We start from the raw sequence: 21145 nt of genomic DNA on the forward strand, positions 1-21145 counted from the left end.
CTATACTTCGATAGGTAGGAATTTCTCTATAGCACCCTCTCGTTTCACTATCAATATATCGATACCATCACCAGAAATTATATCTCTTTTAATGGCTGCACTTACCGCTTTAATTGCTATCTTCTCCCCAACATCTACGGTAATTTCTGGGGAATATTCAGATTCCAATATACTCATAGCGAGGGGGGCACCAGAACCTAATGCTGCATATTTATCCTCAATTAATGACCCCAATGGATCTAAAACATATAAGTGGGGGCCTGTAACATCCACCCCTGCAACTATAATTTCAGTTAAGTATGGATACAGACGATTACTATATAGGATTGTAGATAACAACTTTGCCAAATTCCTAACTTTCATAGGACTTTTATAGGTGAGTTCATATAAATTTGCTTCAGCGGTTAAAGATTTTGCGAGTAATTGCATATCTGCAATTAATCCTGCACAAGCTATTGCCAAGTTATTTGTAATTTTAAATACTTTTTTCCCCATTTTACTTAAAATGGTATATCCATAGGCTACTCTTTTCTCAGAAGCAAGTACAACACCGTCCTTACATACTAAGCCAACAGTAGTTGCACCTAAAGCCTCCATTATATACACCCTTTCTATGTTAAATGATTTCGTTAAATACTAGTAGACTTCAAAGTATATTAATTTATCCAAGATAATACAAACATAATATCAGGTATTGAGTAAATGACAAGAGAACTTATGAGCGACTTAAGGATAAAAGCGTTAATAGCGAAAATATCTATGCAAGGAGTACAAATTAGTCCTGAATTTTTAAATGTGTTATTGAAAAATAAAGATGAAGCATCGAAAATATTGGAAGAGATTTTAAAGAAGCTGTCAACAATGGAAAATAAACCCCTAATTATTACACCAGAATTCATCTCTGATTCATCAAAACAGTATGAGGAAGAGATTGACGTAAAAGACCTAGCTGAAGAAATAGAGGTGATCTTTGAACCCACGGAATATATCTTACAAACTCCTCTTTCAAAGGATTTTAGGAATTATTTTATGAGCAGATACATGAAACTTAGAAAAATTATGATTTCAGAAAGATATGATGCCAGGGGAGCAATAGATATACGAGATCTATCAAATAAGAAGATAATAGGAGCTACAGAAAATAAGGTTAAAATAATCTGTATAGTGAGCGATAAGAAGGTCAGTAAGAGTATGATAACATTCGATGCTGAAGATTTAACTGGGGAAGTAACAGTACTGGTTACTATGAAAAATTCAGACTTACTGCAAAAAGCACAGAACATTATTCCAAATGAAGTTATATGCGTGGAAGGTATACCAATTGGTGAAGGAAAAATTCTTGCAACAGATATATTGCAACCAGAAATCCCAAGGCAAATAAACAATGTTTGTGAAAAAAGAGGTGGCCCTGACATTTATGCTGTTTTAATCTCTGATCTGCATATTGGAAGTAGATTTTTCATGAGACATGCATTTAATAAATTTCTGTTATGGTTAAACGGTGTCTTCGGAGATGCGAAATTAAAAGGCTTTGCAAAGCGTACTAAATATGTAGTGATTGCAGGAGATATAGTAGATGGAATAGGGATCTATCCAGGACAAGAAAAAGAGTTAGCTATAAAAGATTTGAAAAGACAATACGAGGTTGCAGCTTACTACTTATCACAGATTCCACAACACGTAAAGATAATAATAGTACCTGGAAATCATGATGCAACGAGACAAGCATTACCATCGCCAACACTATACAAAGAATACGCAGCTCCTCTTTACAAACTAAGTAACGTGATAATTCTGGGCGACCCCGCATACATAAAATTGCATAAATCATTGTTTCTAATAACGCATGGGAAAAGTTTGGATGACATTATGGTTAACATCGCCAACTTAAAATACGAGACACCAGCAAAAGCCATGATAGAATTATTAAAGAGGAGACACATAGCCCCCGTATATGGTGGAAGAACACTAATAGCACCGGAAGAAGAGGATTTGATGGTTATAGAGAAAATTCCTAACGTATTTCATGCAGGACATATCCACACCTTTGAATACACAAATTACAAAGGAGTTACTGTTGTAAACTCTGGAACTTGGCAAGAACAAACAGAATATATGAAGAATATGGGAATTTATCCTAATAAAGCAAAAGCCGCCCTAATAAACTTAAATAATAATTCTGTTCAGGCTATAATTGACTTTGAGGAGGAATTGGAAAGTGAGGGAGACCAAGATATCTGATATAGGTGAAGAAAAGGTTATTGAAATCATATTTAGCATTATAGATAAAGAAACGAAAAAGATAACGCTACCATACGGAGATGATGCCGTTGCAATAAAACTTCCAGGGGGAAAAAACCTTGTTATAAATGTAGATATGCTAGTGGGGAAAACGGACATACCGCCTGGTATGAGTAATGTACAGATTGGGAAAAAAGTAGTTACAATGTGTGTAAGCGATTTAGCTGCAAAGGGTGCAAAACCTATAGGGTTTTTAACGTCAATAGGATTGAAGAGAGATATGAATGTAAAGGATTTAAGAGAAATTTATGAAGGGATAGACATTGCTGCAAGAAAGTATGGTATGAAAGTTCTGGGTGGAGATACGAATGAGGCAGATGATATAATAATCGATGGAATAGCTCTTGGAATAGCTAAGAAGGTCGTACCAAGAAGTGGAGCTAAAATTGGAGACATTATTGCAACAACCGGACTTTTCGGCAACACTGCTGCTGGATTAAAAATTTTACTGGAATCATTATCGGTGGAGGAGAAATTGAGAAGGAGGATATTAAGGGATGTTTATGAGCCACGAGCATATATCAAGGAGGGATGTATTCTGGCAAAAAGAGGTTTGGTTAACGCATCAATAGATAGCAGTGACGGTTTAGCTATTTCACTCCATGAAATTGCTAAAATGAGTAATGTTGGGATCGAAATAGATAATTTACCAATAACTGAAGAAGCAAGAATATTCGCTGAAAAAAACAGGATAGATCCATTTGACCTCGTTTTTTATGGTGGAGAAGAATATGCATTGATATTAACCATAAGCAAAGAGAATTGGGAAGAAGCCTTAAATGAAGTGAGAAAGGTTGGTGGAACATTAATTAAAATAGGTAAAGTGACTAATGAAAGCGGAAAGATAATATATAAACATGAAGAAGAAGAAAGAATAATTGAGAAAAAGGGATGGCAACATTTTATAACTTAAGGGTTATGTGAAATGCGTACAAATGATTTAAAGAGAGTAATTATATTGGATGGATATAATGATGAACCTGCTGGATTAGGTGTTCCTCCTTATCTTGATGTATACGCAAGATATGCTGCTGGAACCATATGGAAGTATAATAGTCAAGTAAATGTAAAGTATTATACCATTGATATGGTGCGTGGGAATTTTTCAGAGTACTTAAAAATAATGAATAAAGCAGATATGCTAATAGTTCTTGGAGGGATAAGTGTACCTGGAAATTATATTGGAGGTAAACCAATAACTGAAGAGGAAGTTCTGAAAATTGGTACTCTAGTGATGAAACCATTAAAAATTCTAGGAGGACCAATTGCTCGTTATGGTTTCTGCAAAGAGGGAGGGAAGAAAGCTAAGAAAATCGAGTATATAAAAGATCTTTATGATCTAGTGGTAAGTGGGGATATAGAAATCGTATTATCAGATTTACTAGTAAATGATTTGAAGAGCGATAAGGTAAATCCGGCTTCTAAGAGAAGAGATTATTCAATTGTAAGGGAAGTTTCCATAAGGGGGGCGAAAATAGTTCAAGATCATCCTAACTATGGATTAAACTTGATTTGTGAAATAGAAACATATAGAGGATGCCCAAGATATATTACTGGTGGTTGCTCCTTTTGCGTTGAACCGTTATGGGGGCATCCAATATTCAGAGCAGTTGAAGATGTATTAATGGAAATTGCATCTTTATACAATTATGGAGTGAGACATTTTAGAATTGGAAGACAACCAGATCTCTATTGTTACCTTTCAAGTGAAGTTGGAGAAAAGGAGTTCCCCCGCCCAAATCCAGAAGCGTTAAGAAGACTTTTTGAAGGAATAAGGAAAGTGGCACCAGATTTAGAGACATTACATATTGATAATGTAAATCCTGGAACTATAGTAAATTACCCTAATGAAAGTAGAGAAATAACAAAAATAATAGTAAAATATCACACCTCCGGCGACGTAGCTGCAATGGGAATAGAGTCAGCAGATCCAAAAGTCATAAAGGCAAATAATCTAAAAGTTGAACCAGAAGATGCATTAAAAGCGATAGAAATAATAAATGAAATTGGTGCTATCAGAGGAGAGAATGGTCTTCCTGAATTGTTGCCTGGAATAAATTTCGTTCATGGCTTAATCGCTGAAAGTGAAGAAACGTACAAGTTAAACTTCGAATTCATGAAAAATGTGCTGAATAAGGGATTGCTTGTAAGAAGGATAAACATAAGGCAATGCATTCCATTGCCTGGGACTAGAATGTGGGAAATTGGTGAAAGAATAATAAGGAAGCATAAAAGGTATTTTAGGATTTATAAAGAGAAAATGAGAAAGGAAGTCGACCGACCGATGCTCAAAAAAATAATTCCAAGATATAACGTCTTGAAAAAGGTATTTGTGGAAATAAGAAGTGGAAGGATGACGTATGGTAGACAAGTAGGTAGCTATCCACTGCTTGTAGCAATACCATTTGAATATCAGCTAAAAAAATTTACAGACATAATAGTTGTTGGTTATGGTTATAGGTCCATATTAGGGATACCCATACCAATAGAGATTAACACATGGAACAGGGGGCAGCTGAGCAAGATACCATTTTTCAGGGAGCCTTATGCGTCTAAAGTGATAACTCATAGACCCATAAGAAATATTGATGAATTGAAAGAAATTATTGGTGACATTAAGAAGTTGGATTATATAAGTAAATATATTAGTTTCCGTGAATAATTCAACAAATTTAAAAGAGTATAATTCAAAATAATATTGAGGGGGCCCGTAGCTCAGCATGGATAGAGCAGCGGCCTCCTAAGCCGTTGGTCGTGGGTTCAAATCCCACCGGGCCCGCCATTAATTAGAAAAAAATGCAAATGCATCCACTTTAAATAAAGTTAGTAAATGCTTTTCAAATTAAATGTAAGCATTTGAATAATGTCAGATTAAAGTATATTTCAATTGGATCTTGACATTATTTCTTTCATTTCTTCAAGGCATTTTGCCCCGTAACCACTACTAAAATGCTTCCTAGCAGGTTCTAATATTTCTATTAATTTGTTGGCTACGTATAGCTTTAAATCCAATGGATGTATTTCTCCATTTATATATGCATGTTCTAATTCTTCGTAATTTCCATATTTTTTACGCTCATTCGTCTTTTGATTTAAAATTTCTATGCATTCATCTTTTAAATGTCGCATAATCACGTATTTAACTAGTTCCATTATGGGGTTGTAAGACACTTCTTTTGGAGGACAAAATGCATTAAGTATTTTTCTTTTAATTTCACTTTCACTATCATGAATAAATATGGCACTGTCTGGTTTCGATTTTGACATTTTCAAATCAACTAATTTATCCTCCATTAACTCATAATTGTTAGATTTCATTGCATTCATTAATGCTAAATAATCCTCCTTTCTTACGTTTAACCCCATAAGTATATGGTGGTGTAGTGCTACTGGCTTATATCCAAAGGTTTCCTCTCCTATTTCAATAGCTATTATATGTGCTTTCCTTTGATCCATACCGCCATGTGCTAAATTTACATTTAATGAAAATATGTCTGCAACTTGCATTGCAGGATAAAGTAGATCAGAGAAATAAAGAGCTTCTTCCTTCTTTCTGCCCATAATTGATATTGATCTCCTCATTCTTGAAAGAGTGGTTTTCATAGCTATTTTTATGACATTTTCTAGGTAAGTTCTACCAATTTTCTCATAAAATTCGGATCCTAAAACAAAATTTGTTTTTTCAGGATCTCCACCAGAAATCAATATAGATGCTTTTAACGCCTCTTTAAAATATCCGCCAGCGACTTTCCGTATAATTTCAAGATTTCCACCCAACTTTCTATTAATCCAAGAATGGAAATCGGCTAGAAAAACCGTGGTTTTTATCCCAGCTTTCTGTAAATCTGCTACTTTTTGCATACAAAGTAAGCCAGTGCCCAGGTGAACATAGCCGGATATCTCGAGACCTATATAATGATTCAATGGAATGCCGAGCATTAAGTAATTGTTTAATCTTTCTTCAGTCAGTAATTCCTCGGTTGGGGGCAATTTTACGTAATGGAGCACCATTTCTACATCCATATGGGCACCTCATTTAAAGTATGTCTAGCATAAATAAAAATAAAAATTTGGTGGAAAAGAGGAGTACCACTTATGTATTATAATAATATTAAAAATTTTACTTTTATGATAGAGTTGATAAGTTTCATAAAGGATACAAGCCTTCTATCTAAGTCGCATGCTGCTTTATTGGCACGTATTAATAATGTTCTTGGACATATATAACTACTCTTTCTTATAACTATACTGGTAGGATCGCTTAGAATTAGATTTGGATCTCCGTAACCAATAACCTCGTCTTTGATACCATTACATTCTATAATCACTTTTACTGCAACATTGCTTCTTAGGCTTTTCTTGAATAATTCAGAAATGTCTTTGCAAGCTTTATTGGATTTTATACCTATTATGCAGTCGCCCCTTTTAGTTAATGTAGATTCTTTTGTGATCTCAAATGTAGATTTATGCGTTGCACGTATGTTCGGATGACCGTATGCTATCACTTCTTCAATAATTGCCATAATATAGCATTATGCTTAATATATTAAAGGACTATTTAATTTTTACAGATATGACTATCGTCTGAAATAATTTTATTAATGTAAAGAGAACTGTATAATTGTTGGTATGAAGAAGTCTTTCGATGAGGAAAGAAGGAAACTTATAGAAAAATTGATAAGTGAAGGGGTTTTGAAATCACAAAATGTTATAAGAGCAATGTTAACAGTACCAAGAGAGCTTTTTGTACCCCCAAAATATAGAGAGCTAGCATACATAGATGCTCCACTACCAACATTGGAGGGGCAAACAATATCAGCACCACATATGGTGGCAATAATTTGCGAATTGTTGATGCTTGATGTTGGAATGAAAGTGTTAGAGGTTGGTGGAGGTTCTGGTTATCATGCAGCTGTATGTGCTGAAATTGTTGCACCAAAAGATGTCCCACGCGAGAAGTGGGGACATGTATACACCATTGAAAGAATACCAGCTTTAGTTGAATTTGCAAAAACAAATCTGAAAGTATGTGGATATGATGATAGAGTTGATGTAATTTTGGGAGATGGTACCTTAGGGTATGAAGAAGCCGCACCATACGATAGAATATTTGTTACGGCAGCAGCACCTAGCATACCAAAACCGCTAATAGATCAATTAAAGGATGGAGGAAGGATAGTAATACCTATAGGTGGAAGTTTTTACCAAGAGTTAGTAGTTGGTTTAAAGAGGGGGAATGAACTTCTAACATTTAGTGCTGGTGGCTGCGTTTTTGTACCTTTGATTGGTAAATATGGCTGGAAAGAATATTAATTAAACCACTTCTTTAAAGTTGTTTGTTTTGTTTGTGTATCATAAACCTTAAGTATCCTATCAATTGCTTTCTCTACACGTTCCTTTGAAAAATCATAACATTCGCATAAAATTTCGATAACCTTATCTTTGTCAGGTCTCTTCCATTTTAAGACATAATTATTGGTAACTTGAGGATTTAAGAATAGCTCCTTTATTTTAAAAGGGTCAACTGGAAAAGTTGCTTTTTCTCCCAAAGATTTTAGAAGCGAAGAAAAGTCCTTATATTGCTTAACTAACTTCAATGCAGTTTTAGGGCCAATACCTTCAATGCCATCAGGATTATAATCCGTACCTATCAATATTCCGATCTCAATCAATTGATCTCTCGTTATATCTAGTTGTTTTAATAGCTTATCAAGATATATTATTTCAGGTTTAACTTCTACATAGACATCTTTTCTTGGGAGCTTCCTTCTCCCACTTATAGTTAAATTCCTCAAAAGACGCGGTGAACCGAAAAGCAATGAATCATAATCTTGACTTGCAGTAGCCCATGCGTCTCCCTTTTGAACCATAAATGCACTTTGAGCTTCACCCTCAGAGGGGGCTTGAACCCAAGGTACACCTAAAGCATCCAATAAAGATTTAGCTTCACTAACCATATCTTCATTTAATTGTGCAGTTTGCTGAGCGTACATCTTAGCTGCCTTCAGGTCACCTAATTTAATTGCTTCTTCGTATTTTTTAATAGCTTCTTCTTTTCTCTTTTTTCTCATTGAAATTTCCATTTCCTTTAATTCTGGAGGTTTCCCATCAAAAACGTAAACAACCTTAATCTGAGCTTCTAGAAGATTTACAGTTCTATAAAAAAGACCACTTAGATGACTGGTCACTCTACCTTTACTATCTTTTAATGGAGTGCCATCAGGCTGTCTTATTATCGCCAAAAATTGATATAAGGCATTATATCCATCAATTGCTATAACTTTATCTCTTAACGATGGCAAATCAGTTTCTTCTATAGCTTCCGTAGGTATTATATCTCTTAAATCAACGCCCATTTTAATCACACCGCGGTCAAACTTATCATCTTCTGACCTTTCCTGCCAGATGTGACATTTATTTTACCCCATATTTCAAGCTTTATGAGGGCTTTTATGAATAGGTTATATGAAACTTTGTCATACTCTTGTCTTATCTTTTCATAGAGTTCAGTTTCATCAAATGTCTTCTTAGGATTTTTAAGAAGAAGAGAAATTATTAGAGATTCTATAGGTTCAATGAGCCATAAAGAGTCTTTAGCTGATTTACTCATAGATCAACCCTTCTACGTAAAGGTTAATAATCGTGGTCTCGCTTGTATTTGCTTTGATTGCTCAATCCATTTACTGTAGTATTGTATCATATTTTCATTTATTGAAGGCTTTATCTTTTTCAATGCTTCAAGGAAGTGGGCTTTTTCAACTTTGTTAGCTTCAATATTTCTTCGTAATGCTATCATAGCAGCTTCTCTCACAACAGCCTCTAAATCGGAACCAGAGTAACCTTCCGTTATCTTTGCTAACTCATCTAGATCTACATCCTCAGCCAAAGGCATGTTCCTAGTATGAATTTTCAATATCTCCTTTCTAGCCTCTTGGTTTGGAGGAGGAACATATATTATTCTGTCGAACCGTCCAGGACGTAATAGAGCTGGATCTAATATATCTGGCCTATTGGTTGCCGCTAGCACTGTTACATTTTCCAATGTTACTAAGCCATCCATTTCTGTTAATAGTTGGCTTATGATTCTTTCAGTAACTCTTGAATCTCCGTAATCTAAACCTCTCATGGGGGCTATAGCATCTATTTCGTCGAAGAAGATCACTGATGGGGCAGCCATTCTAGCTTTCCTAAATATTTCTCGTACCGCCTTCTCAGATTCCCCAACCCACTTGCTTAACAGTTCAGGCCCTTTAACACTTATAAAATTAGCTTCACTTTCTGTAGCCACAGCCCTTGCAAATAGCGTTTTCCCACATCCAGGAGGCCCCACCAATAATATCCCTCTTGGAGCCCTTATGCCTAAGCGTTTAAATGCATCTGGATACTTAATTGGCCACTCTACAGCTTCCTTTAACTCTTGCTTTACATCTTCATAGTCACCAATATCAGTCCATCTTACATTAGGAGTTTCAACATAGACTTCCCTCATCGCACTAGGAGTTATCTCTTTAAAAGCTTCAAGAAAATCATTCATGGTCACTTGCAATTTCTCTAAAACGTCTTCAGGTATTCTTTCTTGTTGAAGATCTATTTGAGGCAAATATCTTCTGAGCGCTTTCATTGCAGCCTCCCTACAGAGTGCTGCAAGATCAGCGCCGACAAAACCATGAGTTATTTCAGCTAATTTCTTTAGATCTACATCCTCAGCCAAAGGCATGTTCCTAGTATGAATCTGTAATATCTCTAATCTACCTTCCTTGTTTGGAACACCAATTTCTATTTCTCTATCAAATCTTCCTGGACGCCTTAACGCAGGATCTATAGCGTTAGGCCTATTTGTTGCCCCAATAACTATTACATCGCCCCTTGCTTCCAAACCATCCATAAGTGCGAGCAATTGTGAAACAACCCTCTTTTCCACTTCACCAGTTACCTCCTCCCTCTTTGGAGCTATAGCATCTATTTCATCAAAGAAGATTATTGAAGGGGCATTTTGTTTAGCTTCCTCGAAAACTTCCCTCAACCTTTGCTCTGACTCTCCATAAAACTTACTCATAATTTCTGGGCCATTAACAGATATAAAATGGGCATTTGTTTCATTGGCTACAGCCTTTGCAAGTAATGTTTTCCCACATCCTGGAGGCCCATATAATAGAACCCCTTTTGGAGGATCTATTCCAAGTCTCTTGAATAATTCTGGGTGTTTAAGAGGTAATTCAACCATTTCTCTTATTTTTTGTATAGCATCATGCAGACCTCCTATGTCTTCATATGTCACCCTTGGAACTTTCACTTCTTCAGCGGGTTTTTCAAGTATTACTAAATTAGTATCTTCATTAACTACCACAACGCCATTCGGTCTAGTTAAAATAACTTTGAATGGTATTGCCTGGCCAAGTACTGGAATTAAAACAGTGTCCCCCTCCATTATTGGGTAATCGAGGAGCTTTCTTTTAACAAAATTTATGAAGCTTGAGTCTATAGTTATTGAAAATGATGATGGAGCTAATCTTACCATTGATGCAGGTTTCGCTTCCGCTTTCCTTATTGTAACTTTTTCACCAATACTTACCCCAGCGTTTCTACGTATCAAACCATCCATTCTTATGATGGTATCATCATCTTCATCATATGCAGGTAGCACGATGGCAGCTGTCTTCTTTTTACCTTCTATTTCAATTATGTCCCCAGCATTTAGATTCAATTCATTCATAATTTTTGGGCTTATTCTAACCTTTCCTCTACCAACGTCCCTTTGTTTAGCTTCAGCTACTCTCAATTGGATTTCTTTCTTATTCTTAGGACTAGTTCCCATAGGTATCCCTCTAAATTTCAACTAAAAATAGTACGTAAAAGCTTATAGATATTTTGTTTACTTCGCAAAGGGGCAACGCAATTTAGAGCGTTTTGTATCAGTTAAATTCTACTTACATATTCGACTTCTACTTGACTGACATTTGGTATCTTACTTATAGTATCCTCAAGTATGGTTGTTCCACCTTGAGTATCCTCAGGCATTACAACAGCTATTTTCAATACATAAAGTCCAAAAGCAACGGGTTCCTTGGAATAACTGCCAAAGGTTATTCCATGAGGTAATGATGATTTTATTTCATTTGCAAGGGAATCCAAGTCTATATCCACTGAAGATGGGTATACTTTCAATAAAACGTAAACTTTCCCCATAATTTCACCTCATCTTAGGGCCCTTCAAAACCGCAATTTGGACATTTGTAAGAAGTAGCTAGTTTTCTGCATCGTTTATCACGCCACAGCATATATCCACAGTTCGGGCAAGGAAAATTTACGCCCTTCTCAAGTGGTAATATCGGGTATTTACATGAAACACAGATGGGTAACTCCAAAGATCCGCTTTTAGACATAAATTATCACGTTACACAGATTTACAATGATCCAATAAAAATTTTACTACCTAACCTAAAAACAAATAATGCTGATTGAATACAAGTTAAATTTAAGTGTGGCAACATATTGGGGGTTATAACATGTTAAGCGATATAAAACAAGTTATCGTTGTTAGAACTGATTTAAACATGAGCGCTGGAAAAATAGCAGCGGAAGTAGCGCATGCTGCAGTTAGTGCATCTGAAATTGCAAGGAAAAATGCTTATGAATGGTGGAAAATGTGGATTGAAAGTGGTCAAAAGAAGATCGTACTAAAAATTGAGGGGGGAGATAGATTGATGGATCTTTATAAAAGAGCATGCGCTTTAAATTTACCAGCAGCTCTAATTTATGATGCTGGATATACGGAAGTCCCCCCAAATACTCTTACATGTCTAGGCATCGGACCAGCCCCCTCAAATTTAATCGACAAGATAACGGGGCAATTACCATTACTAAAATGAAGGATGTTGCGATATGTTTGATGTCACAAATAGTGAGATTGATCAAGAAATTGGTCTTAAATACTACGCTACCCCTAAAGATTTAAGCATAGAAAATGCGCGCATAAGGGATAGTGTTGATGAATTCATTATTCAAGAAGTTCTTAGAGGAGGGATAATATTACCAAAAGAGGATGTAAGCAACTTTACAATTCCACTATGTGGTGAAGGGGAATATTTAAGAATGATATTAGTAAAAAGAGGAGTTGACACTTTATATGTGATAAGCGAACTATCAAAGAAAATGAATATACCAATTTCTGACATACAGTTTTTAGGATTAAAAGATTCAAAAGGAGTAGCCATTCAAAGTATAAGCATGAAATGCAAAAATGGGGTTCATCTGAATAAAATTAACGAAACAATTAGCGGAATAAAAATTCTGCGTTGGTACAGATCATATGCACCACTAAGTTCTCATGAACTGTGGGGAAATAGGTTTGCAGCGATCATCAAAGTAGACGAAAGAATGGACGAAACGTCCCTTATTACAAAAATGGCAAAAATTCAAAAAATCTTTTCATTATCAAGTATTTTTTCATATTTTGGTTATCAAAGGTTCGGTATGAAACAACCATTTAACCATATTATTGGAAAAAAGATTTTAAATAGAAATTACGAGGAAGCGCTGCAAAAAATGTTTGAAAAAGGAAATTACAATACCTTTAATGGAAATAAGGAAAATTGGGAGGAAAAAGTAAGAAATGTCTTTTCAAGGAATATTGAAGTCATAAGGATTTTCCTACAATCTTATCAATCATTTTTATTTAACAAAATAATTAATAAAAGAATTGAAAAAGGAATTCCATTAGAAGAAGCTATAAATGGAGACATAGTAGGACCTACAGAAACCACACTATATAGAGAGGAAGATATAATTGAAGTAACAGAAAAAAACAGAAACAGAATAAATTACTTAATAAAGAGGGGGAACCTTTCGATATTATACCCTCTCCCAGGATATCTAACAGATGAAAGAAAGATTCCAAGAGGGGAAGCGTACGAACCAATAGCAAAAGTACTAGATGAAGAAAGAGTCACATATAAGGATTTCTTATTCAAAGAATTCCCAGAAATTTCTTTATCAGGATATTACAGACCATTAACATTTAGAGTATACAATTTTATGTGGCATTTAACAAAGGATGGTAATATTTATTGCAATTTTTTATTAAAGAAGGGGAATTATGCAACCATTGTTTTAAGGGAAATCGTTAAACCGAAGAATCCAAATAAAGTTGGATTTTAACATGAAACATGGTTATGGAATTAGTCTCCTTTTATCACGTGGAAACAATGTTACTTCACGTATGTCGTTAGCATTTACTATCATCATAAGCAATCTCTGAAGACCCATACCCCATCCAGCATGTGGAGGCATGCCATAATCATAATAAGTTAAAAATGGTTCAAATTTTTCAGGATTCAATCCGAGTTTATTGAGCCTCTCTATAAGTTGTTCCTTAACATGTATTCTTGTACCACCACTCGCTATTTCCAACCAAGACCAATTGAGATCGAAGGATTCGCTTAATTCAGGATCTTCTCTCTTTGGCTTTATATAAAATGGTTTAAGAGATAGAGGCCAGTCAATTATGAAGTATGGCCCGTTAATCTCATTTCCAATAAGCTTATTTCCAGATACTGGAATATCTTCACCTACCCGTATGTTAAGCCCTTTACTTTTCAATATCTCTATAGCTTCTTTGTAGGTGAGTACCTTGAATGGAGTTGTTGGCATTTTAAATTTAGGATTTAAAAGTTTTAACTCATTTTCATTGTTTATAACGACTTTTTCAAGCGCATAAATTATTAATTGCTCTAAAATATTCATGACATCTTCTCTTTCAGCAAATGCCATTTCTATATCTACGGATATAAATTCGTTTAAGTGATAAGAGGTGTCAAATTCTTCAGCTCTATAGAATTGTGCAATTTCATAAACCTTTTCAAAACTAGATGTAAGCGCCTCTTTATACAATTGTGGGCTTTGTGCAAGGAAAGCAATTCTACCAAAATAATTGACAGAAAAAAGCGCTGCGCCGCCCTCAGTTGCGGTGGCTAATATTTTTGGTGTGAAAACCTCCATAAAACCATGATTCTGCAAGTATTCTCGTATAGCATTTATTAAGGTATTTTTAATTTTGAAGATGCATATTCTCTCCTTCATTCGTAGATCTAACACCCGCATATCAAGTCTCTTTTCAAGGTTCGTGGGAACTTTCCCGGAAGTGTCTATTGGAAGTGGGGTTTTCGCTATGTTCAATATCTTTATGTCTGTAGGTATCACTTCAACTCCACTTTTTGCAATTCCACTTCTCTTAATAATCCCTTTTACACCAATAACAGATTCTCTTGTTAACTTTCGTATTTCACTTATTCTATCTTTATGAAAATCTCGTTTATTTACTGTTATCTGAATCTTTCCTTCTCTATCCTTTAAAATAATGAAAATTAGCCCACCTAAATCCCGAATATCATCAACCCATCCAAATATTGTGACAGATTCACCATCTTTATCTGCCGTAATTTGATTAGAAAAATGTGTTCTCCTCCAATCACCTAATTCGTCGAGTTTCATATCAGTATACCCCTTCAGTTTTGTTATTCTTCAATTATACGAATGTTCTCTTTAATAAATCTAGATAATATTTTTTCTGCAACATCCTTGGAAAACTTAAGTCGAGAAGTATCAGTTTTAGAAATTTTTACGTGATTTTCACAACTGCCATCTGGAAGCCATATGGTGTTAACGCTTTTTACCTTTACGGGAAATAATATTTGCTCTGCGAGTTGTCTAATGCTCATGGTTTTTTCTACTATTTTAACGTTCTTACCTAGTTTATGTTTCATTGTTAATGCAATCTTATTCCATGTGGTTTTTGGTATTTTACCTCCACTTCCTACAAGTAATATTATTGTGTCATCAGCATTTACAGCCTTATAAAAAGTGGAATTACGTAACTCTGGAAATCTATTTTCCAATTCAAGAAAAAGTTTGCTTATTTGAATATCAATGTCCTCTATTTCACCAGAATCTAATTTACTTTGACAACTTTTACATAAAATACCACTTCTCAAACATATTATACAGATGGGTAGATTCAAAGCCCATCCTCCACTTTTAAATACCTAGTTTAAAGAATACCGTTAAGAGAAATATATGTATTTTTGTTTTAATAAGGTTTCCAATAGCGAATACGTTAAGCAAAAATTAAAATATAGCAATATAAAATTATCAAGAAGACGTTTTACATTAATGTCGGTGATGGAAATGAAGATGGATAAGGGAAAAATGTTTCTTACTGAGAAACAATATTCACTTCTATTAAAATTATATGAAAATTCAATAGAAACAACCATAAGGAGTGTTAATAAGTCTCAAAGCGAACTTGCTAACGAACTTGGAATAACAAGACAAGCATTAAGTGTACATTTAAGAAAGTTAAAAGAGAAGAACCTTGTCAGAACGGGTAGAGGGTTTATAGATCTTACTGAAAAAGCACTTAACATTATTGAAGAAAAAGCTAATGAATCATTTGTAATAATTAAAGTTCAGCCACAAAAGAGAAACCAGGTATATGAACAAATAAGCAAAATATCTTGTTTGAAAAGAGCATATAGAGTGACTGGAGAAATTGATTTGATAGCTGTTGTAAATCAGTCGTCACTTGATGAATTCTTAAAAGAAATATCAAAAATAGATGGGATAACATTCACTTCAGCTCATGTAGTCATTACAAAATTAAAATGAGTACAACAAAGTTTTTATTTACCTTTAATAGTTAATTCTAGACTAGGTGCATTGCATGCCTATACAGGATCAAGAAGCCTTAAAAATTGCACAGCAAAAAAGGTTATTTTTCATGATATGCAGAGAATGTGGTGCTCGAAATCCACCTAATGCCACAAAATGTAGACGTTGCAAAAGGAAAAATTTAAGATGGAAGAAACGTGAACGATCAAAATAACATTAAGATATAAGAGAAGATAGCGGTTATTTAGAGGAGAGATACACCATTATTATTTAACATTCAAAAATTAAATAAATAAAAGGAAAAGAAGAATTTATAATTATGGGCGGGTCGTCTAGCTGGTTAGGATACCGCCCTCACACGGCGGTGGTCCTGGGTTCGAATCCCAGCCCGCCCATTTTGAATAAAGCGTAATTTAGATGAGTACAAGTACTACGTAACATTACTTATATTGATATTTCTTCTCCAACTTCTGGTATAATTATGTCTTCAGCTATTTTTTCATCTTGAAGTATTATCTTAAATTTTTCAAGTTTATTTTTCTCACCATGAACTAAGATGACCTTTTTTGCATTCGCCATTTTTATAGTATGTAGTAATTCCTTATTACCGCAATGTGATGAAAAATCAAACCATTTTATTCTCGCATTTACTTTCTCAGTTTTCCCACCGAAATTATATACACCATTTTTCATTAGCATAGCTCCAGGAGTGTCTTCAACTTGATAGGAGACTAAGAAAATTGCATTTTTATGATCTTTTGCTGTCTTTTTTACATAAAATCGCACATTTCCTCCCTTAAGCATACCTGCAGGGGCTATTATGATCCCAGGTTCTTTACAAGCTTTCCTTCGCTCTGACCAACTGTTTACCCATATCGCCCGTTTATGGGCCTCTAACAATAGAGAGTAATCTCTAAAGAAGTCAGGATTATTCAAGAAAATGCTACTAGCGTCCTTTGCCATTCCATCAATGTATATTTTTCCCTTTACGTTGTATTGATGTAGTACACAGAGTATTTCTTGGGCGCGTCCAACCGAGAAAGCTGGTATGACTACAGTACCACCATTGCTCACTATTTCATTAACAGAATAGACAAAATCACGCTCAACCTTTGTCCTATCCTCATGATCAATTGTTGCATATGTTCCTTCAATAATTATTGCATCCAAATAAGGGATGTCTATTTGTGCACCATGTAACATTTTTGTACTTATAACATTGAAGTCGCCAGTATATAGTATCTTTTTACCATCACCTTCTATGAAAAACATTGAACTTCCAGGTATGTGTCCTGCATTCAATAGTTGAATAGATAGATCTTTTAACCTAAAATGGTCATTTATACTTACAGGTTTTGCTGATTTAATCATATTGGTTAGTTCTAAAGATTCGTATGGTAAATAATATGATGATAATTTTATAAGATCTTTTATTAATAATTCACTTATTTCGACAGTAATTTTTGTTGTTATTAATCTTGGTTTTGTGGAAACATAGAAGATGGGTATTCCACCAGAATGATCTAAATGAGCATGAGTAAGTAGTATAGCATCCAACTCCTTGCTAGAAATAGATATGGGAAATTTTGGTTCATTTTTAGATAAAGAAATACCATAATCCATTAGTATATTGGAATTTGATGTAGTTAATTGTATTGCAGATCTTCCGATTTCTCCGGCTGCACCAAGTATATTTACTTTCATTTTTCACTTACCCATCGATAATACGACCTACGTAACTAAGATAAGAAACAAGAATATAATATTTACGCTTTTTAATAATTTAAATTAAAATATAATGTTATTCTTAATGTTCACAATTGGCTAATAGTTTTAATAATAGTGTCTGATGAAGGAAAACAATTAACGAACACTTTCAATTTAATGTTTTTGTTTTTCAAAAGTTTAACTATCTTCTTCATGGAAATTCTTGTAATCGTCGTCGTGTCAAAAAGCACCACTGCTTTATCATAGTTGCTTTTATTTAACACTATTTTTAATGCTGATATTACTGTCTCCTCCGACTCAACGCTTGTTTTAAGTGCTTTTTCATATTGAGAAAGAGGGTAAACGTTAATCAGCTCTAATGGGATTATTCCAAATGGAGGGCCATAAATGCATATGTGAATACCACTTATTAAAGGATTGTTATCGTTTGATAACGTTAGAAATCGCTTTAGTAAGGATAATGAATATTTACGTGATTTTTCACCTTTGTCTGGTATGAGTATTAATGTAGTCTTATCTGGGAATGATACATTTTTCTTTAACTTTATTAAATGCCTTGTAACTTCGGGTCTTATAAGTCCTTCTGAGGAGGTATAGAAAATACCTCGAGTTACACTTTTAATTACTGGATCATGTTTTTCGATAAGAAATTTATATTTTTTCAATTTGAGCAAAGCATTAAAAAGTCTTGGGTGAAATTTTGATTTTGCTTCTATGAGTTCCCATAGACGTCCTTCATAAATTGCTTGCTTTATTTGATTAATCTCATTACATATAACCCATAAATTGTGTTTAGCCAGTAATTTTTCACGTTCAAATTTGTTCATCTCCAGTAAATCATTAACTTCATATTTTTTACAAACATCGCAAAAACAAGGGAAATATCTGAGATTAGATAATTTAATAGTTCCATAAGATGTTATATAACGATCGTCTTTTGCAAAAAGAGCGTATGATGCTGAATCGAAGGTATCACATCCTAATGCCACTAGAAATGGTAGTAATATAGGATGACCAGCTCCGAATAGATGTAGAGGGCCATCTTTTGGCAAAGACATTTTTATGGTCATAATAATATCAACAAGATCTTCAAAAGCATAACTTTTCATATATTGTGTTGGCCCGCCTACACCATACATTTTAATTGAAGGTATTTGACTCATTTTTATTGCACATTCTTTAACCAAATCTAAGTACCTACCTCCTTGTATTGGTCCAATCCAAAGTATGTCGTCCTTTGTTTTCTTCTTTTCCAATATCATAGCATTATTTAAGGTAGCAAGAACTGTTCTTTCAGCTTCAATTTTTGTGTGAGTTCTTAATGTAGGGATATCTAAAATGACAGAAATGTCACTATTTAACTTTTCTTGAAAAACTATCGCTTCTTCAGAATTAAAAGATATATTGCCATAACTTAATATTTGATAAGCGCCAGAATCTGTCATTATTATCCCATCAAAATTTAATAGGAGATGAATGTCATTCATACGTATAATTCCCTTTTCCATTGCTTGCTTTATTAAGTATGAGTTTACCATTAATTGATTTATTTTAAAGTGTTCTTTGATAATTGTCGTATCAATGATATTTTTTACAGGGTCAATTACTGGAAAAAATGCGGGAGTATTTAATATTCCACTTTTTGTCTTTATTTTGCCGATTCTCCCCATTAAATCTCGATCTACGATTTCAAATGACATTTAAGTTTCACTTTTCTCCTTCTCTTGCACAAATTGTTCATATACCTTTTTTACTTTTTCCGCTATCAAACCACTTCCTTCAATAACCCCATCTTCAGTTACTCTCACTTTATCCATAACAATTATTACACCAGCATCTTCAAGCAATGTCACATTATTTGGAAATAGTTTTTCTAATCGTTGAGCCAATCCTCTCAGATCGAATGGTTCTTCCTCCCTTATTATTTCGGAAATAACTTCCCCCCTTATTAGTACTCTTGCGTAACTATTATTTTCTTCGTCTTTTGCGTTTGAAAGAATTATGTTTAATGAGCTTGGATCATACCCCACAAGTTTTCCACGAAATTTCTTACTATGAATCGTTCTCACACTTACATTTTTATCTAGCAAAGATGCAAGCTCTTTCAAATATCTTGCCATACTTGGAGTAACTGGGCCGCTCATCCAACAATTCCTCCAGAAATAAATCTAAAAAAACAGTGATTTATTTATTTTTGTTTTATACCTTATCAGATGATGTTTAAACTATTACAATAATAATTTCACTTTCATGAAACACTCACATACACAATACAATATAGTTAAAATGTATATTTAAAACAATTGATTATACAAATATTGATACAAAATATACAATATTGTAAGAAAAAATTTATTACGTTATAAATGATTATAATTTTGAACATTATGGAAAATGAAGAAAAAGTTATGAAATGTAAAGAGTGCGGTGGTAGGCTAATAGTTTCAGACTATGGAGAAGTAGTATGTTCAGAATGTGGTCTTGTCCATGAAAAAATATACCTTCAACCATTATTTGAAATAGAACCGCTATCTGACTTTTCTGCTGTTGAAAAACTTTATGTAAATCCTGATGGAAAACCTTTAAGAAAGGAAGATTTAGGTTCCACATTTATTCATATTAACGGGAAACTTAAAGATAATAGGGGAAAGGAAATAAATAAACAGCGTTTTTTCAGATTAAAAAGGGTAAACACCATTTATGTTAAAAAACACGATAGGAGTATTGATGCAGTTATGACTTTACTTAGAGTATGTTCACTGCTAAATATTCCAAAAAGTGTTTATGAGAGAGCAGGATACATTTGCAATAAGATATTGAGTGGTAAGAGAAGAGTGGGTACAACGTATCAATTAGCGGCAGCATCATTAATTATAGCATCTAGAGAGCATAAATATCCCTTAACTTTAAAAGATGTCATAAGAATTTTCCGCGAATTAGGACATAAGGTTTCAGCAAAATCTATAATGCGAATAACTTCCGAAATTTTAAATGAGCTTTCCATAAAAACTATAGCTATAGAGCCTAAGGATTATATGACTAGGATAATGAATATTTTAAAAAGTAATATAGAGATTAATAGAAGAGTCATTTATTTTACTGGCAGAAGAGTGGAAGAGTATTATAATCGTTTAATGAATTACTCTCTTTCAATATATGAAAGAATAGATGAAAAATTTAGAATTGGGAAAAACCCATATCTTTTGGCAGTATCTATTGTTTATATTGCAGATAAACTGGTGTGCAAGGAGTTAAACTGTCAACCTATTCTGTCCCAAAAATTAGTTTCTGAAGTTTTGGGTTCAACGCAATACACTCTTAGACAGCATATGAAATATTTGAATAAAGTGGTAAAAATTGAGGGAAATTATGACACTAATTAACTGCTAATTTATGACAAGCATTAAAATATAAAACCGACACTATTGATAAAGGGTTTGGAAGCACTATT

22 protein-coding genes and 2 tRNA genes are annotated in these 21145 nt (G+C 34.0%); 11 read left to right on the top strand and 13 right to left on the bottom strand.

Going from position 1 to position 21145, the window contains the following annotated elements; genetic code table 11:
• On the bottom strand, positions 1 to 597 hold the full coding sequence (psmB, locus tag MRT15_RS01095) for an archaeal proteasome endopeptidase complex subunit beta (protein ID WP_304327098.1): 597 nt from the start codon (positions 595 to 597) through the stop codon (positions 1 to 3).
• 105 nt (positions 598 to 702) lie between these two features.
• Here psmB and MRT15_RS01100 point away from each other — a divergent pair, with 105 nt between their 5' ends.
• The 4 genes from MRT15_RS01100 to MRT15_RS01115 all read left to right on the top strand — a co-directional run bounded on the left by MRT15_RS01100 (position 703) and on the right by MRT15_RS01115 (position 5083).
• The gene (locus MRT15_RS01100; protein WP_304327100.1) at positions 703 to 2241 is read left to right on the top strand and encodes a DNA-directed DNA polymerase II small subunit; all 1539 of its coding nucleotides are present in this window, start codon (positions 703 to 705) and stop codon (positions 2239 to 2241) included.
• Positions 2219 to 3214: a thiamine-phosphate kinase gene (thiL, locus tag MRT15_RS01105; protein WP_304327102.1), complete on the top strand. Its 996-nt coding sequence runs from the start codon at positions 2219 to 2221 to the stop codon at positions 3212 to 3214. Before MRT15_RS01100 ends, thiL begins: the two co-directional genes overlap by 23 nt.
• A 12-nt stretch (positions 3215 to 3226) precedes the next feature.
• Positions 3227 to 4963 carry a radical SAM protein gene (locus tag MRT15_RS01110; RefSeq protein WP_304327104.1) on the top strand — a complete coding sequence of 579 codons (1737 nt, stop codon included), beginning with the start codon at positions 3227 to 3229 and terminating at the stop codon, positions 4961 to 4963.
• Between the two features lie 42 nt (positions 4964 to 5005).
• Positions 5006 to 5083, top strand: a tRNA-Arg gene (locus tag MRT15_RS01115).
• Positions 5084 to 5184: 101 nt separating this feature from the next.
• Here MRT15_RS01115 and MRT15_RS01120 read toward each other — a convergent pair.
• Together MRT15_RS01120 and MRT15_RS01125 are read right to left on the bottom strand one after the other, a co-directional pair.
• The gene (locus tag MRT15_RS01120; RefSeq protein WP_304327106.1) at positions 5185 to 6324 is read right to left on the bottom strand and encodes a tyrosine--tRNA ligase; all 1140 of its coding nucleotides are present in this window, start codon (positions 6322 to 6324) and stop codon (positions 5185 to 5187) included.
• Between the two features lie 77 nt (positions 6325 to 6401).
• A complete protein-coding gene (locus MRT15_RS01125; protein WP_304327108.1) occupies positions 6402 to 6824 on the bottom strand; it encodes a DUF371 domain-containing protein in 423 nt (140 codons plus the stop codon).
• Between the two features lie 106 nt (positions 6825 to 6930).
• Here MRT15_RS01125 and MRT15_RS01130 point away from each other — a divergent pair, with 106 nt between their 5' ends.
• On the top strand, positions 6931 to 7614 hold the full coding sequence (locus MRT15_RS01130; protein WP_304327110.1) for a protein-L-isoaspartate O-methyltransferase: 684 nt from the start codon (positions 6931 to 6933) through the stop codon (positions 7612 to 7614).
• Here MRT15_RS01130 and fen read toward each other — a convergent pair.
• The 5 genes from fen to MRT15_RS12500 form a co-directional block, all read right to left on the bottom strand.
• Positions 7611 to 8657: a flap endonuclease-1 gene (gene fen / locus MRT15_RS01135; RefSeq protein ID WP_304327112.1), complete on the bottom strand. Its 1047-nt coding sequence runs from the start codon at positions 8655 to 8657 to the stop codon at positions 7611 to 7613. The genes MRT15_RS01130 and fen overlap by 4 nt on opposite strands.
• A 5-nt stretch (positions 8658 to 8662) precedes the next feature.
• Positions 8663 to 8911 carry a hypothetical protein gene (locus MRT15_RS01140; RefSeq protein WP_304327114.1) on the bottom strand — a complete coding sequence of 83 codons (249 nt, stop codon included), beginning with the start codon at positions 8909 to 8911 and terminating at the stop codon, positions 8663 to 8665.
• Between the two features lie 12 nt (positions 8912 to 8923).
• Entirely contained in the window at positions 8924 to 11116 is a 2193-nt protein-coding gene (locus MRT15_RS01145; RefSeq protein WP_304327116.1) for a CDC48 family AAA ATPase, read from the bottom strand.
• Positions 11117 to 11217: 101 nt separating this feature from the next.
• The gene (locus MRT15_RS01150) at positions 11218 to 11487 is read right to left on the bottom strand and encodes an elongation factor 1-beta (RefSeq protein ID WP_304327118.1); all 270 of its coding nucleotides are present in this window, start codon (positions 11485 to 11487) and stop codon (positions 11218 to 11220) included.
• Between the two features lie 14 nt (positions 11488 to 11501).
• The gene (locus MRT15_RS12500) at positions 11502 to 11684 is read right to left on the bottom strand and encodes a zinc finger domain-containing protein (RefSeq protein WP_369684925.1); all 183 of its coding nucleotides are present in this window, start codon (positions 11682 to 11684) and stop codon (positions 11502 to 11504) included.
• A gap of 123 nt (positions 11685 to 11807) precedes the next feature.
• Here MRT15_RS12500 and pth2 point away from each other — a divergent pair, with 123 nt between their 5' ends.
• Both pth2 and truD read left to right on the top strand, forming a co-directional pair.
• A complete protein-coding gene (pth2, locus tag MRT15_RS01155) occupies positions 11808 to 12170 on the top strand; it encodes a peptidyl-tRNA hydrolase Pth2 (RefSeq protein ID WP_304327120.1) in 363 nt (120 codons plus the stop codon).
• Between the two features lie 13 nt (positions 12171 to 12183).
• Positions 12184 to 13458, top strand: coding sequence for a tRNA pseudouridine(13) synthase TruD (gene truD / locus MRT15_RS01160; RefSeq protein ID WP_304327121.1), 1275 nt, complete (start codon positions 12184 to 12186; stop codon positions 13456 to 13458).
• A 12-nt stretch (positions 13459 to 13470) separates the two neighbouring features.
• Here truD and aspS read toward each other — a convergent pair whose 3' ends face one another.
• Positions 13471 to 14790 carry an aspartate--tRNA(Asn) ligase gene (aspS, locus tag MRT15_RS01165; protein ID WP_304327122.1) on the bottom strand — a complete coding sequence of 440 codons (1320 nt, stop codon included), beginning with the start codon at positions 14788 to 14790 and terminating at the stop codon, positions 13471 to 13473.
• A 23-nt stretch (positions 14791 to 14813) separates the two neighbouring features.
• Positions 14814 to 15317, bottom strand: coding sequence for a hypothetical protein (locus MRT15_RS01170; RefSeq protein ID WP_304327124.1), 504 nt, complete (start codon positions 15315 to 15317; stop codon positions 14814 to 14816).
• Positions 15318 to 15489: 172 nt separating this feature from the next.
• Between MRT15_RS01170 and MRT15_RS01175 the strand changes: the two genes are divergently transcribed.
• The 3 genes from MRT15_RS01175 (at position 15490) to MRT15_RS01180 (ending at position 16361) form a co-directional block, all read left to right on the top strand.
• Positions 15490 to 15963, top strand: coding sequence for an Lrp/AsnC family transcriptional regulator (locus tag MRT15_RS01175; RefSeq protein ID WP_369684932.1), 474 nt, complete (start codon positions 15490 to 15492; stop codon positions 15961 to 15963).
• Between the two features lie 55 nt (positions 15964 to 16018).
• On the top strand, positions 16019 to 16180 hold the full coding sequence (locus tag MRT15_RS12505; RefSeq protein ID WP_369684926.1) for a 50S ribosomal protein L40e: 162 nt from the start codon (positions 16019 to 16021) through the stop codon (positions 16178 to 16180).
• Between the two features lie 107 nt (positions 16181 to 16287).
• Positions 16288 to 16361, top strand: a tRNA-Val gene (locus MRT15_RS01180).
• Between the two features lie 49 nt (positions 16362 to 16410).
• Here the strand turns inward: MRT15_RS01180 and MRT15_RS01185 are convergent.
• From MRT15_RS01185 to MRT15_RS01195, 3 genes are all read right to left on the bottom strand, one after another.
• On the bottom strand, positions 16411 to 17670 hold the full coding sequence (locus tag MRT15_RS01185) for an MBL fold metallo-hydrolase (RefSeq protein ID WP_304327127.1): 1260 nt from the start codon (positions 17668 to 17670) through the stop codon (positions 16411 to 16413).
• Between the two features lie 110 nt (positions 17671 to 17780).
• Entirely contained in the window at positions 17781 to 19394 is a 1614-nt protein-coding gene (gene tgtA / locus MRT15_RS01190; RefSeq protein ID WP_304327129.1) for a tRNA guanosine(15) transglycosylase TgtA, read from the bottom strand.
• Positions 19395 to 19802 carry an Lsm family RNA-binding protein gene (locus MRT15_RS01195; RefSeq protein ID WP_304327131.1) on the bottom strand — a complete coding sequence of 136 codons (408 nt, stop codon included), beginning with the start codon at positions 19800 to 19802 and terminating at the stop codon, positions 19395 to 19397.
• 279 nt (positions 19803 to 20081) lie between these two features.
• On the opposite strand from MRT15_RS01195, the gene MRT15_RS01200 reads away from it, so the two are divergent.
• Entirely contained in the window at positions 20082 to 21077 is a 996-nt protein-coding gene (locus MRT15_RS01200) for a transcription initiation factor IIB family protein (protein WP_304327133.1), read from the top strand.
• Positions 21078 to 21145 lie beyond the last annotated feature (68 nt).

It is taken from the genome of Candidatus Culexarchaeum yellowstonense (genome assembly GCF_024707025.1).
Lineage (GTDB): Archaea > Thermoproteota > Methanomethylicia > Culexarchaeales > Culexarchaeaceae > Culexarchaeum.

Coding starts and splice junctions, on each gene's coding strand:
- psmB (WP_304327098.1), bottom strand. CDS start 597: ATGGAGGCTTTAGGTGCAACTACTGTTGGCTTAGTATGTAAGGACGGT.
- MRT15_RS01100 (WP_304327100.1), top strand. CDS start 703: ATGACAAGAGAACTTATGAGCGACTTAAGGATAAAAGCGTTAATAGCG.
- MRT15_RS01110 (WP_304327104.1), top strand. CDS start 3,227: ATGCGTACAAATGATTTAAAGAGAGTAATTATATTGGATGGATATAAT.
- MRT15_RS01120 (WP_304327106.1), bottom strand. CDS start 6,324: ATGGATGTAGAAATGGTGCTCCATTACGTAAAATTGCCCCCAACCGAG.
- MRT15_RS01125 (WP_304327108.1), bottom strand. CDS start 6,824: ATGGCAATTATTGAAGAAGTGATAGCATACGGTCATCCGAACATACGT.
- MRT15_RS01130 (WP_304327110.1), top strand. CDS start 6,931: ATGAAGAAGTCTTTCGATGAGGAAAGAAGGAAACTTATAGAAAAATTG.
- fen (WP_304327112.1), bottom strand. CDS start 8,657: ATGGGCGTTGATTTAAGAGATATAATACCTACGGAAGCTATAGAAGAA.
- MRT15_RS01140 (WP_304327114.1), bottom strand. CDS start 8,911: ATGAGTAAATCAGCTAAAGACTCTTTATGGCTCATTGAACCTATAGAA.
- MRT15_RS01145 (WP_304327116.1), bottom strand. CDS start 11,116: ATGGGAACTAGTCCTAAGAATAAGAAAGAAATCCAATTGAGAGTAGCT.
- MRT15_RS01150 (WP_304327118.1), bottom strand. CDS start 11,487: ATGGGGAAAGTTTACGTTTTATTGAAAGTATACCCATCTTCAGTGGAT.
- MRT15_RS12500 (WP_369684925.1), bottom strand. CDS start 11,684: ATGTCTAAAAGCGGATCTTTGGAGTTACCCATCTGTGTTTCATGTAAA.
- pth2 (WP_304327120.1), top strand. CDS start 11,808: ATGTTAAGCGATATAAAACAAGTTATCGTTGTTAGAACTGATTTAAAC.
- truD (WP_304327121.1), top strand. CDS start 12,184: ATGTTTGATGTCACAAATAGTGAGATTGATCAAGAAATTGGTCTTAAA.
- aspS (WP_304327122.1), bottom strand. CDS start 14,790: ATGAAACTCGACGAATTAGGTGATTGGAGGAGAACACATTTTTCTAAT.
- MRT15_RS01175 (WP_369684932.1), top strand. CDS start 15,490: ATGGATAAGGGAAAAATGTTTCTTACTGAGAAACAATATTCACTTCTA.
- MRT15_RS12505 (WP_369684926.1), top strand. CDS start 16,019: ATGCCTATACAGGATCAAGAAGCCTTAAAAATTGCACAGCAAAAAAGG.
- MRT15_RS01185 (WP_304327127.1), bottom strand. CDS start 17,670: ATGAAAGTAAATATACTTGGTGCAGCCGGAGAAATCGGAAGATCTGCA.
- tgtA (WP_304327129.1), bottom strand. CDS start 19,394: ATGTCATTTGAAATCGTAGATCGAGATTTAATGGGGAGAATCGGCAAA.
- MRT15_RS01200 (WP_304327133.1), top strand. CDS start 20,082: ATGGAAAATGAAGAAAAAGTTATGAAATGTAAAGAGTGCGGTGGTAGG.